The 15,288-nt window shown below is 70.3% G+C and carries 11 protein-coding genes; 3 read left to right on the top strand and 8 right to left on the bottom strand.

Annotation, left to right across the window (positions count from 1 at the left end):
* Window positions 1-253: 253 nt before the first annotated feature.
* From ACFPA8_RS09225 to ACFPA8_RS09215, 3 genes are all read right to left on the bottom strand, one after another.
* Window positions 254-1,435: an NAD(P)/FAD-dependent oxidoreductase gene (locus tag ACFPA8_RS09225; RefSeq protein WP_386445132.1), complete on the bottom strand. Its 1,182-nt coding sequence runs from the start codon at window positions 1,433-1,435 to the stop codon at window positions 254-256.
* A 223-nt stretch (window positions 1,436-1,658) separates the two neighbouring features.
* The gene (locus ACFPA8_RS09220; RefSeq protein ID WP_386445129.1) at window positions 1,659-3,371 is read right to left on the bottom strand and encodes an amino acid adenylation domain-containing protein; all 1,713 of its coding nucleotides are present in this window, start codon (window positions 3,369-3,371) and stop codon (window positions 1,659-1,661) included.
* Window positions 3,368-5,365: a beta-ketoacyl synthase N-terminal-like domain-containing protein gene (locus ACFPA8_RS09215; RefSeq protein ID WP_386445126.1), complete on the bottom strand. Its 1,998-nt coding sequence runs from the start codon at window positions 5,363-5,365 to the stop codon at window positions 3,368-3,370. The genes ACFPA8_RS09220 and ACFPA8_RS09215 overlap by 4 nt, the downstream gene beginning before the upstream one ends.
* 948 nt (window positions 5,366-6,313) lie before the next feature.
* On the opposite strand from ACFPA8_RS09215, the gene ACFPA8_RS09210 reads away from it, so the two are divergent.
* Both ACFPA8_RS09210 and ACFPA8_RS09205 read left to right on the top strand, forming a co-directional pair.
* Window positions 6,314-7,357 (top strand): GAF domain-containing protein, encoded by a 1,044-nt coding sequence (locus ACFPA8_RS09210; RefSeq protein ID WP_386445124.1) that lies wholly within the window; start codon window positions 6,314-6,316, stop codon window positions 7,355-7,357.
* Window positions 7,358-8,102: 745 nt separating this feature from the next.
* Window positions 8,103-8,609 (top strand): metallophosphoesterase family protein, encoded by a 507-nt coding sequence (locus ACFPA8_RS09205; RefSeq protein ID WP_386445121.1) that lies wholly within the window; start codon window positions 8,103-8,105, stop codon window positions 8,607-8,609.
* Between the two features lie 19 nt (window positions 8,610-8,628).
* Here ACFPA8_RS09205 and ACFPA8_RS09200 read toward each other — a convergent pair whose 3' ends face one another.
* The 5 genes from ACFPA8_RS09200 to ACFPA8_RS09180 all read right to left on the bottom strand — a co-directional run bounded on the left by ACFPA8_RS09200 (window position 8,629) and on the right by ACFPA8_RS09180 (window position 14,288).
* Window positions 8,629-9,141, bottom strand: coding sequence for a hypothetical protein (locus ACFPA8_RS09200; RefSeq protein ID WP_386445118.1), 513 nt, complete (start codon window positions 9,139-9,141; stop codon window positions 8,629-8,631).
* A gap of 163 nt (window positions 9,142-9,304) precedes the next feature.
* Entirely contained in the window at window positions 9,305-9,997 is a 693-nt protein-coding gene (locus tag ACFPA8_RS09195) for a TetR/AcrR family transcriptional regulator (protein ID WP_386445115.1), read from the bottom strand.
* Between the two features lie 90 nt (window positions 9,998-10,087).
* Entirely contained in the window at window positions 10,088-11,902 is a 1,815-nt protein-coding gene (locus tag ACFPA8_RS09190) for a bifunctional sugar phosphate isomerase/epimerase/4-hydroxyphenylpyruvate dioxygenase family protein (protein WP_386445112.1), read from the bottom strand.
* 62 nt (window positions 11,903-11,964) lie between these two features.
* On the bottom strand, window positions 11,965-12,927 hold the full coding sequence (locus ACFPA8_RS09185) for a shikimate dehydrogenase (RefSeq protein WP_386445109.1): 963 nt from the start codon (window positions 12,925-12,927) through the stop codon (window positions 11,965-11,967).
* Window positions 12,924-14,288 (bottom strand): MFS transporter, encoded by a 1,365-nt coding sequence (locus ACFPA8_RS09180; protein WP_386446272.1) that lies wholly within the window; start codon window positions 14,286-14,288, stop codon window positions 12,924-12,926. Before ACFPA8_RS09180 ends, ACFPA8_RS09185 begins: the two co-directional genes overlap by 4 nt.
* Before the next feature lie 702 nt (window positions 14,289-14,990).
* Between ACFPA8_RS09180 and ACFPA8_RS09175 the strand changes: the two genes are divergently transcribed.
* Window positions 14,991-15,239, top strand: a complete 249-nt coding sequence (locus ACFPA8_RS09175; protein ID WP_386445106.1) for an SCO4226 family nickel-binding protein — start codon at window positions 14,991-14,993, stop codon at window positions 15,237-15,239.
* Window positions 15,240-15,288 lie beyond the last annotated feature (49 nt).

The following is a 15,288-nucleotide window of genomic DNA, read 5'->3' as shown; positions in this document are numbered from 1 at the left end:
GTTCCCGGGGAAAGGCGGGAGGCGGGGATTCCGGTGGATTCTCCCGGAAATGCAGAAGAGCGGGCCCGGTCCGCGTCGGCAGCGTTCCGGGCATGCCCGGACACGACCGGACGGAAGGCCGGGCCGGAAAACGGGAATTCCTCCCGTACCCGGCATTCCTTCCAGTGGCCGGCACCTCAAGAACCGCATCGGACCGGCAGTCCGGGTATCTCCGCTTCCGCGTACGGCGGCCGGGCCGACTGCCGTACGGGGGTCACAGCAGGGCCAGCAGCCGGGGTGTGTAGAGGTCCGTGACGGACTTGATGCCGGCGACGATGTCGAAGTACGTCGCGGTGAGCTCCGGGTCCCGCTGTACCGCGCGCAGCAGTGCGAGGCGCTTCTCGTGGGGATCCAACTGCGCGGCGGACAGCGTCGCTTCGAAGCCTTCGCTCAGCTGCTCGTCCCGCTCCTGCCCGTAGGAGTGCAGCGCGGCGTCCAGCCGCGCGGGGTCGCCGAGCCGGTCGCCGATGTGCCGGGTCAGGCACTCCGCCTGGAAGAAGGCGTCGCTGATGCCGCGTGCGGTGATGGAGTCCTTGTGGTGTCCGGCGTCACCGACGAGGGCCCAGCCCGCGCCGGCCGCCTGCCGGAAGAAGTTCTGCTGGTCGCCGGTGCCGCGGAGCCGCTCGACGCGCTTCCTGCCCCGGAGGCGCTCGTGCAACGCGGGTGCCCCTTCGCGTACTTGGGTGAGGTAGGCGTTCTCCGCACCGGCACGGACTTCGTCGAAGCGTTCCTGGGGGAAGTAGGTGAGGACGAGCGTCGCGTTGTCGTTGGTCGGCACCGCGGCCACCCAGCTCCGGGGGCTTTCGTACAGCTCCAGGTCGGCCGGCACGTCCTCCCAGTACGCGTAGTAGGCACACGTCAGCCGCGGCTTCTGCGAGGTGAACTGCGCGCCGCTGTGCGCGGCGACCCGGGAGCGCATGCCGTCGGCGCCGATGACGAGGTGCGCGTGCTCGGTGAAGCGGCGGCCCTCGTACGTGCCTTCCACGCCGGTGACCCGGCCGGAGTCGTCGCGCAGCAGCCCGCTGACCGAGCAGTGCGGCCGGAACTCGACGCCGGAGGCCACAGCGCCGTCCACGAGGATCGCGTCGAGCACGTGGCGGCGCGGTGCATAGCCGCAGCGCTGACCCTCGACTCCCCGGCTGCAGCCTTCGAGGCGGACGTCGGCGACCTCGTAGACCGCCTGGTCCAGCGGCGGGCATCCCGACGCGCGTACGCGCTCCAGCAGGCCCCAGCGGGCGAGTGCGGCCACGCCGGGCTGGTGGATGAGGTGCGTGGAGAGCGTGTCGGAGGGGAATCCGGCCCGGTCCAGCATCAGCACCCGGTATCCCGCGCGGGCCAGCAGCATGGCCGTTGGGGAACCGGCACAGCGGGCCCCCACGACGATCGCATCGAACATGTTGTCCTCACAGAGGTCGGCGCGCAGGAACGGGGGGAGGCAGCGGGGCCTGACGGGGACGAGCGGGAAGGGCGCGAAAGAGAAGGAATATACGAGGTTCCGGGCAACGCGGCCCCATGCCGGGCCGTGCTTGGCCGGGCGTCGTCGGCTGCAAGTCCATTTCCGGCCGAAGCTTCCGGCCGAGGCATCCGGCCGAAGCTGCCGGAGGCCGTCGGCCGTCGAGTCAGCGGGGGACGCTGCTCGCCGTGCCGGTCGCGGCAGTGCGGGCGCCGCCGGTACCGGTTGCTCCGGCGGTGTCGCCCCGGTCGGGACTGCCGCCGTCGGGGCTGCGGCTGCCGAGCGTCGCGGCGAGGGCTCTGCGGTCGGTCTTGCCGTGCGCGTTGAGCGGGAGTTCGTCGACGACTGTGATTCTGCGGGGAACCATGTAGGCGGGCAGCCGCGTGCTGAGCGCCTTGTACATCTGCTCGGGGTCGCCCGTCCCGGTGACCGCCGCCTCCAGGTCGTTCTGCCCGTCGCGGCCCTGTACGGCCAGGACCACGGCGTCCCGCACGCCGGACTGTTCCCTGAGCATGGCTTCGATCTCTCCGAGCTCGATCCGGTAGCCGCGGATCTTGACCTGGTGGTCGACCCGTCCCAGATGGACGAGTTGACCGTCCTGGAGGCCGACGCGGTCACCTGTGCGGTACCAGTGCTCCTCCGTCAGAGGTGTCTCGCCGGTGAAGGGCCGGACCGTGCCGTCGGAGCCGAAGGACAGGAAGCGTCCCGCGTTGTTGGCGGGGTCGAGGTAGCCGGGGAAGCGCTGCGGGCCGCGGACGCACAACTCGCCCTCGCCCGCCGGCCTGCCGTCCTCGTCCAGCACGAGGTGTTCCAGGGACGGGTAGCAGGTCCCGATCGGGACGGTCCCGTTGGAGGGGCTGGGCAGCCGTTGCGGGTCGCGCGGCAGCAGGTACTCGGTGCAGGAGACCGTGACCTCGGTCGGCCCGTACAGGATCTCCAGCGCGCTGTGGGAGGCGGCGGCCTGCCACTCCAACGCCTGTGCCATGGGCAGCGGTTCACCGCCGAACACGCTCCAGCGGAGGGTGGGCATGCTCCCCGGTACGAGCGTGCCGAGCCGGGAGGCGAAGGAGACGAGCGAAGGCACCGAGAACCAGTGGGTGATCCGCCGGGTGTTGATGAACTTCACCGGGGACATCAGCTGGCTGCGCATCGGCACGACGAGCGTGCCGCCCGAACCCCAGGCGACGAACAGGTCGTACACGGAGCCGTCGAAGGTCAGGTCGAAGGCCTGGGAGAGTCTGCTGCCGGGGCCGGCCTCGTACCGGGGAACCACATGGGAGAGGTATGCGGCCACGTTGCGGTGCAGTACCGGAACTCCCTTGGGAGTGCCGGTGGATCCCGATGTGAAGATGATGTAGGCGATGTCGTCGGGGGTGGACGGGCACGGGGGGAGAGCGTCCCGCCGACCGGCCCCGGCCTCTGCCCCTGGCTGTGCCGTCTGTGCCGTCTCCGTCAACTGCACCGGATCGACGGTGAGCAGCGGCACGTCCAGCTCCGCCACCGCCTCCGCGGACTGCTGCGTGTCGGTGACGATCAGGTCGAGTCCGGCCGCCGCGGCCATCGCCGCGTTGCGGGTGGCCGGGAAGTCCGGGTTGAGGGGTACGACGGCGGCGCCGGTCCGCAGTACGGCGAGGTAGCCGGCGTAGGCGGTCACCGAACGGCCGGCCAGGAGACCGACGCGGCGGGGAGCTGCCCCGCCGTGGGCGGCGATCAGCCGCCCTGCCAACTCTTCGGCGAGAAAATGCAGTTGGCGGTACGTCAGCGCGGACCGGCCCACTTCGAGCGCCGTCTCCTCGCTGAATCCGACTGCGGACTCGGCGAACCACTCGTACAGAGTCCGTGGACCGGTGCTCGTGGTGCGGTACGCAGCGTCGCTCATACGGCCTGCGCCTCCAGTCCGTTGAGCCAATGCCGCAGTTCGCCCACAGTGCGCAGCTCGGCCAGTTCCTCTGCGTCGACGTCGTAGTTGTGGTCGCCCGCCAGCTTGACGGTGATCTGCAGCCGCGCCAGGGAGTCGATGCCGATCTCCGACAGCAGCGAGCTGTCGGTGAACTCCGTCTGCGGGTTGCGCGCGTGTTCGCGCAGCACCGCTGCCGCCAGGTCGGCGCTGTCCTCCGACGGGTCCTGCTCGCCCGGCCAGTAACGCTGGGTCTGCCACGGGTACGTCGGCAGCGGCACGAACCGGCAGCCGGAGCCGAAGAGCTGGTCGGAGTCGACGGGACGCCCGGCCAGGTACTGCTCGACGAAGGCGGACAGCTTCCTCGTGCGCTTGTCCTCCACCTGCTCCTCGCCGTTCAGGAAGCGTTCGAGAGCGGTGACGATCTCGTCGTGCGACAAGCCCGTCACAGCCACCCGGTGCGCGTGGTGCTGGCGGCGGGTCGCGGCGCTGAAGCAGATGTCGCGCAGCGGGTAGGTGGAGCCCTTTCCTTCGGGGCCCAGGTACCGGATGTAGGTGCGGACGAGTGTCTCCAGCGCCGCGGGTGTCCGGGCCGAGAGCGGCAGCATGTACGCCTTGCTGGTCAGCCGCGGCCGCCGCAGCAGCGGAGTGTTGCCGCCCGCGGTGGTCTCGCCCTGGGCGACCACGAGGTGCGCGTTCAGGCAGGACGCGCCCTGCCCGGTGATTCCCGCGAGGACCGGTCTGCCGTGGTCCGACAGGTCGTGGAGCTTGGTGGGGACCTCCAGGGGCAGGTCCTCCCAGGGCACGAGCGGATTGGGGGACTCGTGGTGGAGAGTCGGCGGCAGCTGGCCGTGTTCGAGGCACAGGACGGTCTTGATCAGACCGGCCATGCTGCCCGCGGCCTCCGCGTGCCCGATGTTGGTCTTCACCGACCCGACGTAGCAGGGACGGTCGAACGGCCTTCCCTCACCGAGGACTTGGCCGAGCGCGCAGAGTTCGAGCGGGTCGAGCGCCGGTGAGCCGGTGCCGTGGGCCTCGACGAAGTCGATTTCCGACGCGGCGACGCCGGCGTCCTCGTAGGCCCACCTGAGCACCTCGACCTGGCCCGCCAGCGAGGGCGTCAGCAGGGAGTCGCTGGTGCGCCCGTCGTTGCCGACGGCGCTGCCGCGGATCACCGCGCGGATGCGGTCGCCGTCGGCGCGCGCGTCGGTGAGCGGCTTGAGGATGACGACTCCGACGCCGTCGCTCGGGGCGAAGCCGTCGGCGTCCGCGTCGCCGAACTTGCTGCGGCCGTCGCCGGCGAGGGTCCCGGCCTGCGTCATCATCACGGTCTCGTCCGGACGGAGCGCGAGGTTCACCCCGGCGGCGATCGCCAGGGGGCTCTCCTTGGCGCGCAGGCTCTGGACGGCCGCGTGGACGGCGGCCAGCGAGGACGAGCACGCCGTGTCGATCGTGACGCTCGGGCCCCGGAAGTCGAACACGTAGGAGAGACGGGCGGGAAGCAGCGAGCGGAAGTTGTGGAACGCGGACGGGGTGACGCTCTCCAGGCCCTCCCTGAACCGCTGTTCGAGGAAGTCCGCCCGGGCGTTGCCCACGTAGACGCCCGTTCTGCTGCCGGCGAGCGCGTCGGGCCGCTGCCCGGCGTCCTCCAGCGCCTCCCAGGTCGCCATCATCAACAGGCGGTGTTGCGGGTCGAGTTCGACGGCCTCGGTGCGGGACATCTCGAAGAACTCGGCGTCGAAGTCGGCCATGTCCTCGATGTATCCCGCGCGGCGGCTGCGGACCGTCCCGGGCTCTCCCGCGGGGGAGTACAGGGCGTCCACGTCGTAGCGGTCGGCGGGCGTCTCACTCGTGACGTCCCGGCCGTCGCTCAGTATGTCCCACAGTTCGTCGGCTCCGGACGCGCCCGGGAACCGGCACGCCATGCCGATCACAGCCACCGACCGTGCTTCGATGTCCGCCTTCGACCTCTTCACCCGTACACCCCTTCAATGCTTCCCTGATGTCCCTGCGATGGTGCGTTCACCTGCGCCGCTACTCCCGACGGGCAGTGGCACGAAGGCTTCTGGTGCTCCCTCGCGGCCGCCGCGCCGGGGAGGGCACCCCGGGAACGGGCAGGCAGGAACTCGCCACTCGGTGAATGACTCTGACTTGTGCGGGTCAGCGGCACCCGGCCAGGTGTCTTGCCGGGTACTCAGCCGTACGTGCTCTGCGCTCGGGCGCACGTGTACGGCGGCGTCGTGCACGGCACGGCCGTGGGGGGACCGCCCTTTCGGCGCAGCTCCTGCCGGTGTGGCCGGCAGATCCGTCCTCGCCGATGGTGCCGGTGCGGCGGGTGCTTCGTGGGGGTGGGCCGATCCGGCAGATGCGTGGGAGGCGCACCGTTGCCGCAAGCCTCGTAGGAATTCGTGGAGTTCTTAGGAGATAGCTCATAACCGCTTCACTGACAGGGCCCTGCTGCGGAAGCCTGCGGCACGATGCTCCCCGTGGAGTGACGTACGCGGCTCGCCACGCTTCGCTCCCTCCTCACGCCTTGGCTCAGTCCGGTCCCTCACGCCGCTTGCCGGCGGGAGGGGGTCACACCCCGCCCTTGCACCGGGGGCCGGCATTCTCCGGTCACATCCGCCGCAAGGACAACCGCGTGTCTCCGATCACACGTCAAACACGCGGCACCCATTGTCATATGCGAGACCGTTCATGCTCGATAGCGCTCGATGGAATGGCGGGAAGTGATCGTCGACCGGTTCGGAAGGAGAAAACTGGACAGAATGCCAGACTGACCCTTCACAGGCGGCTCCCGGCACCGGCGGTCCCCGTGTACGGACCGTCAACACGGCGTCGCTGTGGGGGAGTTGTGACCGGAAGTACCCGTAGTTGCTTCGGGGACGGTACGTACGGTCCTGGGTCTGGTTTCATGTGCACTCATGGAACCCCGGACACCCAACCCAGCCCCGGAAGAGGGCGAGCAGCGCCGGCGTCGGCTGCAGATACTCGGCCTCAACACCTCGGACCCCGAAGCGAAGTTCGACCGTGTCGCCCGGCTTGCCGGCCGGTTCGCCCAAGCCCCCCTGGCGATGGTCAACTTCATCAACGACGAGCGTCAGATGTTCCGCGGTATGTACGTGCCGCCCACGGCCGACGAGAACGGCGCCGGTGAGGACCGCAGCATCGCGTTCGACCTGAGCAACCTCCCCGAGGTCGCCCGCGACGCACCCATCGACTACGGCTTCTGCCCCCATGTGGTCGCCGACAAGTCACAGCTCGCCCTCGACGACGTCTTCGACTACCCCCGCTTCAAGGGCAACCCGCTGGTGAACGAGATGGGCGTGCGGTCCTACCTCGGCACACCCCTCCTGGACCACACCGGCGTGATCCTGGGCACCGTCTGCGTGGCCGACATGCGGCCGCGCCAGTGGAGCTCCGATCACATGGAGAGCATGCAGAACCTGGCGTCGACCCTGCTGTCGGAGTTCCAGCTGCGGGACAGCCTGCTCGCCCAGCAGCAGGAGATGTTCGCCATCTTCGACGGGGCGCCCTTCCCCATCATGCTCACCGAGGGCTCCGACCACGTGCTGCGCTACGCCAACGCCAAGCAGGGCGCTGCTTTCGGCCGGGTCCAGCAGCTGAGCCAGGGGCGGCAGGTCCTCCCGGGGCTCGACTCCGTGGGCGTCTTCAAGACCATGGACCGCGCCCTGAGTTCGGGCCAGACGGCGACGCTCGCCGAGGCGCGCATCGCCTCCTACGACTACGAGGAGCCGCAGGTCTTCACCTTCACCTGCACTCCCGTACGGCTCACACCCACCGCCCCGGTCAGCGGGGTTCTGACCGTGGCCATGAACATCACAGGGCAGGCGCCCAGCGGCAGCGAGCAGAAGCTCGCAGCGGACCTGACCTCCCAGTTCGAGCGCATCGGCCAGGGCTGGCCCTCGGGCGGCCAGGAGGGCGAGAACGGCGTCAGCCTGCGCTAGGGCCTGTCTGACACCTCTCGCCTCGCGGCTCGCGCCGTCCGCCGCGAGCACGGCCTACGGCGGGCGGGGTCATCTGTCGGACAGGGCCTGGACGGACGGGCTGTGACCGGAGGGTTCCCGGACGCGGGGCGGGCGGGAGCCTGGTTTCACCGCGGCTTTCCGCGGCGCTGCGCCGTGATCCCCTGATGTGGTGTTCGGGGACTGCGTCGGCAGCCGGGTGCGAAGGGAGATTCCGTGCTTTTTCAGGCGGTTGATTCCGGCCGAATGGCGGAGCACCGCGGAAAGCCGTCGACCATCACTGGAAAAGTGGCGGCTCATTTGTGCCGATGCTGTGCGTGACCTGTGATTGTTCCTGGTGTACGCGCCCGCCCCGGTCTCTCGTGAATTCTCCGGGCGCGGGGTGCCGGATTCGTCGGCCGTACCCGCGTGTGCGCCCGATGCCGTGTCAGGTGTGAGTGGTCCCGCGCCGAAATGGCGACCCTGTGGCGGTGTGCCTGATTTCTTCAGCGCTGAGGCTTTGAAGAGGACTCATCGAGGCACGTATTAGAATATGTGCTCGAACACAATAAGCCAGATCCCGAGGAAAATGACGTCCGGGTATCAGGCCATATCCAAGGAATGACTTGCAGGTCCGTTATCGAGTTGTTCCTCCCCGTATCACCTTTATCGCCGGGTGGACGACGGTGCCGGACACCGGATCGAAAGGCCTTGCCGACGCCTCGCCGGTGTCCGTTATGGTCGCGATGTGCGACTCCTGCTGACCTCGGACACCCACCTGCCGAAGCGGGCCGGACGGCTTCCGGGACCGCTGCTGGACGAACTCGACCGCGCCGACGCCGTCTTCCACGCCGGCGACTGGGTCGACACCGCCACCCTCGACCTGTTCGAGGCACGTGCCCGGCGACTCGTCGGCGTGTACGGCAACAACGACGGCCCAGAGCTCCGGGCGCGCCTGCCCGGGACCGCGGACGTGGAACTCGGGGGAGTCCGTTTCGCCGTCGTGCACGAGACGGGTCCCGCGCAGGGCCGGGAACGCCGCTGTGCGGAACGGTTCCCCGGACGGGACGTGCTGGTCTTCGGGCACAGCCACATCCCGTGGGACACCACGACAGACGACGGGCGGCTGCGCCTGCTCAACCCCGGCTCGCCGACGGACCGCCGCCGCCAGCCGTACTGCACCTACATGACGGCCCGGGTGGAGGACGGTGCGCTGAGCGGAGTGCGATTGCATCGGCTGCCTCGTCGCCGTTGAGCGACCCGGCCGGACACGGTCAGCTGCGACCGTGTCCGTGGGCTGCGCCCTCTTCGATCGTCCCGCCGAACTTCGCCTGTACGGGGATGAGTTTCTTGTCGGAGTCGGCGAGCACGAGCCAGCGGGAACCGACGAGGTAGGTGCCGCCGTAGGGCTTGGAGAAGTCCAGCCAGCCGCGCTTCGCCCTGTTGTCCTTGAAGGTGACCATCGTGAAGAGGGTCTTGTCCTTCTTGCAGCTGCCCAGCCGGTAGTCCTCGACCTTCTTGGTGACCTTCACCTTGCACTCCAGCGCGGAACCCAGCTTCTCCACGCTGGGCGGCGTGCCCTTCGCGCTCACGGACGCCGTTCCGTCACCCGAGTCGCTGCACCCGCCGAGCAGTGCCACGGCAGCGGCGGCGACGAGGGCCGGAAGAGCGAACCTGTGTGGCCACGCACGCGACGCGGGCCGGGACGGTGCCCCCTCGTGCGGCGGTGCCCCCTCCTCGCGCTGCCGGGCACGGTCGGCCTGAGCAGGTGGCAACTGGTCTCTCATCAGCGCTCCTGTGAACGGGAAAGCGGTCTCCGACTTTAGGACGGGCGCCGCGGATGGGGCCGTCTTTGTCATCAGAGTGAAAACTTCGTGCCCGCTTCGCGGAGACGGCCGCACGGCGCGATGAAGAGGCTTCGGCGGCCGGGCGCGGGACGGCGGACGGCGCTCAGGCCGCCGGCCGGTCTCCCGAGGTGAGATAGGCGATGACCATGTCGCCCAGCATCGTGCGGTAGTGCTCATGCCGGGCCGGGTCGGTGAGGTCGCGACCGAAGATCGCACGGAACGTGTAGCGGTTGGCGACGCGGAAGAAGCAGAACGAGCTGATCATCGCGTGGAGATCGAGAGCGTCGACGTCGGCGGTGAAGACCCCTTCCGCCCTGCCCGCCTCCAGGATCCGCTCGATGACCGTGATCGCGGGCGAGTTGAGCGAGCCGAGGGTCTCGGAAGCGGCGAGGTGTTCCGCCTGATGGGTGTTCTCGATGCCGACGAGGCGGATGAAGTCCGGGTGGGCCTCGTGGTGGTCGAAGGTCAGCTCGGCGAGGCGCCGGATCGCGGCGACCGGGTCCGAGTGCTCGACGTCCAGCTGCTGTTCCTTGCGGCGGATGACCGCGTACGCCTCTTCCAGCACTGCGGTGAAGAGGCCCTCCTTGCTGCCGAAGTAGTAGTAGATCATCCGCTTCGTGGTCTGGATCCGCGCGGCGATCTCGTCCACCCTCGCCCCCGCGTAGCCCAGCCGTGCGAACTCGCGTGTGGCGACCTTGAGGATCTCGGCCCGCGTGCGGGCGGCGTCCCTGGTGCGCCTGGCGGGGCGGGACGGCGACGGCTGGGAGGGCGAGGGCCCGGAGACGGCGGCGGACATGCTGCTCCTCGGCGGGTTCAGTTCGGCGGTGTGGTCTGCCGGTCCGGCGTGCACCGGTCCCGACAGGCTACGGACATGCGGTCGCGGCCGTCACACGGCGCCGAGCTGAGCGGTGTGCTGGGCAGCCAGCCTGACAGTGGCGTTGCGGGCGCCGTACCCGCCGTAACCACCGGTGCGCTGGACCACTTCGAAGAAGACCCTCCCCACCGTGACCGTGTAGAAGTGGAAGAACTCGCCGCTGCCGTCCCGGTCGTAGAGGATGTCCAGCTCGCGCAGCACGCCGAGGCGTTCGGCGGGCAGGCCGTAGCGGGCGCCGAGGTCGTCGTAGTAGTTGGCGGGGATGGGCAGCACCGCCGTGCCCCGGCCGCGCAGCCGCCTCGCGGTGGCGACGATGTCGTCGGTGGCCAGGGCGATGTGCTGGCTGCGGGTCGCCTCGCCCTCCGGGCTGGGCGCGACGTTGAGCGCGATGCGGAGCGTGCCTCCGGGGCCGGCGACGGCGCGGCTGCGGAACAGGCCGTACGGATCGGCCAGGTCCTGGCTCTCGTCGGGCTTGAGTCCCAGGACGCTGCGGTAGAAGAGGGCTGCTTCGTCGAAGTGGTGCCAGGGCTGGGGCAGCGCCACGTGGTCGATGCCGGTGACGCCGGCGCGGTCGCCGTCGTCCGCCGTCCCGGCCGTCCGCGCCGCCACGGGTGTGAAGTCGTCCGTCCAGCTCGGATGGCCCGACCGGCCCGTGCGGCAGAAGAACAGCTCTGTGCCGTCGGGTGCCGCGACAGCGTCCAGGGGGACATCGTCCGCTCCGCGGCGGCGTGGCACCACGGGTGCGAGCAGGGTCTCGGCACGGCGTACGGCGGCGTCCGGATCGGCGGACTCCAGTCCGACGGCCGCCAGCGACGGGCCCGAACGCCGGTCCGAGCCCGAGGTGTTGACGAGCACCCGTGCCTCGCCCTGCTCCCACAGCTCCACCGGTTTGCCGCGGTGCCGTCCGGTACGGGCGAAGCCGAGCGAACCGAGCATGCCGGTCAGCGGTTCGGTGTCCGCCGCGGTCAGTTCGGCGAAGGCGAAGCCGGACGGTACGACGGTTTCGGGCAGGGCCGCCAGCCCCGCGGACTCCTCCAGGGCGAGCAGCGAACGCATCGCGTCGACTGCCGTACGGCCCGCGTCGGCCTGCCGGAAGACGTCGTTGAAGACCTCGAGGGAGAGCGGCCCCCGGTATCCGGCCCGCACGGTGTGCGCCAGCAGCCCCGCGACGTCCAGACCGCCCTGACCGGGGAAGCACCGGTAGTGGCGACTCCACTGGAGGACGTCCATGGCCATCAGCGGGGCGTCGGCGAGCTGCAGGAAGAAGATCTTCTCGCCGGGGATCTCCTCGATGCCGCGCGGGTCGGAGGCGCGGGAGAGGATGTGGAAACTGTCCAGGCACGTCCCCAGCGCCGGATGGTCCGCCGCTTCGACCACGCGCCACGCGTGGTCGTACGTACTGATGTGACGCCCCCAGGCCAGGGCCTCGTAGGCGATGCGGATGCCGTGCTCCCGGGCCCGGCCGGCGAGGAGGTTCAGATGCTCCGCGGCGAGCCCGTCGTCGTCGACGGCGTCCGGCGAGACGCTGGAGCAGACGAGGAGGGTGTCCGCGCCGAGCCGCTCCATCACCTCGAACTTGCTCTCGGCGCGGCGCAGATTCTGGTCCAGCACCTCGTCCGGGACGGCCTCGAAGTCGCGGAACGGCTGGTACAGGTCGATGGCCAGCCCGAGGTCGGCGGCGCGCGCCCGTACGTCCTCGGGGGTGAGGGGCGAGGCGATCAGATCGTTCTCGAAGATCTCCACGCCGTCGAACCCGGCTGCGGCCACGGCGGTCAGCTTCTCGGAGAGCGAACCGCTCAGCGAGACCGTGGCGATGGACTTCCGCATGACGTTCTCCTCGGATTCCGGTGCTCTTGCCTCGTCTGAACTCCTCGCGGAAACCCGCCTGTTCAGCGGCTGCCCGTCCCGCGTGCGTACGTCCGGGCCTCCGGCGGAGTGCCGACGAGGTCGGCGAGGTCCTGGAGCATCCGGTCGGTGTGGGGCTCCAGGCCGGTGAACAGCCGGAAGGCGTCCGCCGCCTGGAAGGCGGCCATGCCTCCGCCGTCGAGGGTCCGGCAGCCCAGGAGGCGGGCCTGGTGCAGCAGTTCGGTCTCCAGCGGCCGGTAGACGACCTCGGCCACCCAGAGACCCGGATGGAGGAGTCCGCCCGGCAGGGGTGTCCCCGGGTGGGCGGCCATGCCCACGGGGGTGGCGTTCACCAGGCCGTCCGCATCGGCCAGTTCGGCTTCCAGGGCCTGCCGCCCCGCAGCGGTCGCCCTGCCCTCGCCGAAGCGCTCGGTGAGGGAGGCGGCGAGACGCTCGGCGCGGGCCGTCTCCGTGTCGACCAGGACGAGGCGGCCCGTACCGAGACCGAGCAGGGCGTGGGAGACGGCGGCTCCGGCCCCGCCCGCACCGAGCTGGACGACGCGGCGCAGGGCGGCGCCGGGCAGTCCCCGGGTGAAGGACTGCCTGAAGCCGGTCACGTCCGTGTTGTGGCCGACGGCCGTGCCCGCACGGAGGACGACGGTGTTGACGGCGCCCAACTCTGCTGCGTCGGGGGACAGTTCGTCGAGATGCGGGATGACCGACTGCTTGCAGGGATGGGTGATGTTGAGGCCGTCGAAACCGACCGTCCGTGCGGCGTGCAGCAGCCGGGCGGCGGCCCGGCCGGGCTCGGCGGCCGGGCCGGGCCCGTCGCCGGGCGAGGATCCGAGCCCCGGTGGCCACGGCAGCGCTTCGAGGTCGAGGGTGCGGTAGACCAGACGCAGGCCGTGCCGGTCGGCCTCCCGCTCGTGCAGGAGCGGGCTCAGCGACGGGCCGATGCCCGAGCCGACGAGGCCGGTGAGGTAGGAGCCGGGGGTGCTGGAGGTCACCTGGCGGCTCCGGACGGCCGCTCGGCGGACGTGCGGCCGGTGCGCTCCTGAGCGTGGTGCTCCTTGAGGCCGAGAGCCGCGGTCGGTACGCGGTGCGTCTCGCGGCCCGTGGCCACCGCGAGTGCGCTGACGGCGCAGATGGCGGCGGTGAAGGCGGCGACTCCGATCCAGCCGTCCCCTCCGGGACCCGCGATCTGCTCCGCGAAGCCCACGGCGAACCCGGCGATGGCGAAGCCGAGCTGGGTGCCGACGGCCATGCCGGACAGCCGCACCTGGGCGGGGAACATCTCGCCGTACAGGGACGGCCAGATGCCGTTGGCGGCGCTGTAGACGACGCCGAAGAAGACGATCCCGGTCAGCAGCACGAGCGGCAGGCTTCCCGTCGAGATCGCCCACAGATAGACGAAGATCATCACGCCGGAGCCGAGCGCCCCCGTCAGGAACACCGGCTTGCGGCCTATGCGGTCCGAGAGCTTCGCCCACAGCGGGATCGCCAGCAGGGCCACGGCGTTGGCGAGTACGCCGACCCACAGCATGGAGGAGTCCTCCAGGCCGCCGGCGTCACTGGTGGCGAACGAGAGCGCCCACACGGTGAAGATGGTGCTCACCGTCGCGATCAGCGCCGCGGCGACGACGCGCAGCACGTCGGCCCAGTGGCCCCTGACCAGCTCGACGAGCGGCAGTTTCGCCACCTCGTTCCCGGCCGCCACCTGCTGGAAGACCGGTGTCTCCTCCAGCGTGCGGCGGATGACGTATCCGACGACGGCGACGACCGCGCTCAGCAGGAACGGGATGCGCCATCCCCAGGAGTAGAGCTGGTCGTCGGGGAGGGCGGCGACCGGGATGAAGATGAGCGTCGCCAGGATCTGGCCCGCCTGTGTGCCGTTCAGCGTGAAGCTGGCGTAGTAGCCGCGGCGGTGCTCGGGGGCGTGTTCGAGCGTCATGGAGTTGGCGCTGGCCTGCTCGCCCGCGGCGGAGAGGCCCTGGAGGACCCGCATCAGCACCAGCAGCACCGGCGCGGCCGTCCCTATCTGCGCGTACGTGGGCAGGACGCCGATGAGGAACGTCGAGAGGCCCATCAGGATCAGAGTGAGCACCATGATCTTCCGCCTGCCGAGGCGGTCGCCGAAGTGCCCGAGGAAGAGGGCGCCGACGGGGCGGGCCGCGTAGGCGACGCCGAAGGTGGCCAGGGAGATCAGCGTCGCGGTGGCGGGGTCGTCGGGGGAGAAGAAGACCTTGGGGAAGACCAGGGCGGCGGCGCTGCCGTAGATGAAGAAGTCGTAGTACTCCAGGGCGCTGCCGATCCAGGCGGCGATGGCGGCCTTGCGCGGCTTGCCCTGGGGGGCGGCCGGGGCGTGCAGGCCGTCGGGGCCGCCCTGGCCGTTCTCGGGCGGAGGTGTGGGTGCGGGGTCGGCCGGATGTGAGGACACGGACTGACTCCTCCGGGGAGGTCCCGCGTTCCGCCGGGGAACGCGGGAGGGAGCAGGGACGTGAGGTGCGCGGCGGGCGCCGTGTGCGACGTGCGGGACGGCGGCACTGCCCTCTCCGGTGCTCTTGTGGAGCGTACGGGCCGGGCGGCTCGCTCCCGGCACGGCGGAGTAGTTAACGCACTAGATAGTTAATTAATGGTTCCAGGGATGTTGCGCCCGGCTGCTTCCGCTGTCAAGAGTCCTCGCGGCTCCCGTCCGGGCACGCGGCGAGCCGTCCGACGCCCGCCCGGCCGGACCGGGGACGAGGTTGTCGGCGAGGCCCTGTGGCGGGGGCGGGGGGAGCCGAACGTGCAACTCGGCCGCATCGCCGGTGACTTCACAGGTTTCGGCGTCGTGCCCGAACTGCCTGTCGTCCGTCTCGCCGTCGGGCGTCCCCACGGCCCGGCAAGGCCGCCACGGTCTTGCCGGTGGTGAGAAGCAGCAGGTCGGAGCCGGTTCCAGTGCGTGGGGAGCTCTTTGGTCCTCCGGCGATCGAGGAGCACCATGGAGGATGAGGGCTCGGCAGGGCGTCGATCGCCGGCAGACCCCGGCGACGGCAGTACGAGCCCGGAACGATCAACCGGAGGTGCAGCTGTGACCAAGTTCATGGACGTACACCACGGGATGAAGGGCATCACGGCGGAACAGCTGGAAGCAGTTCACAACGCCGACCTCGAACAGGGGAAGGCGGAGGGCGTGCACTTCGAGCACACATGGGCGGATCCGGAGACGGGGACCGTCTTCTGCCTCTCCGAGAGCCCCTCCGCGGCGGCCGTCCGGCGCGTCCACGAACGCGCGGGACACGCGGCCGACGAGATCCACCGCGTGCGGCTCGGTCTGTGACGCGAGGACGCCGCGGCCGCGACGAGACGGAAGCCGCGAACAGATGATG

It is taken from the genome of Streptomyces ovatisporus (assembly GCF_042653885.1).
GTDB lineage: Bacteria > Actinomycetota > Actinomycetes > Streptomycetales > Streptomycetaceae > Streptomyces > Streptomyces ovatisporus.
The sequence above is the reverse complement of the archived record's forward strand: the minus strand, read 5'-3'. Positions and strand labels throughout refer to the sequence as shown.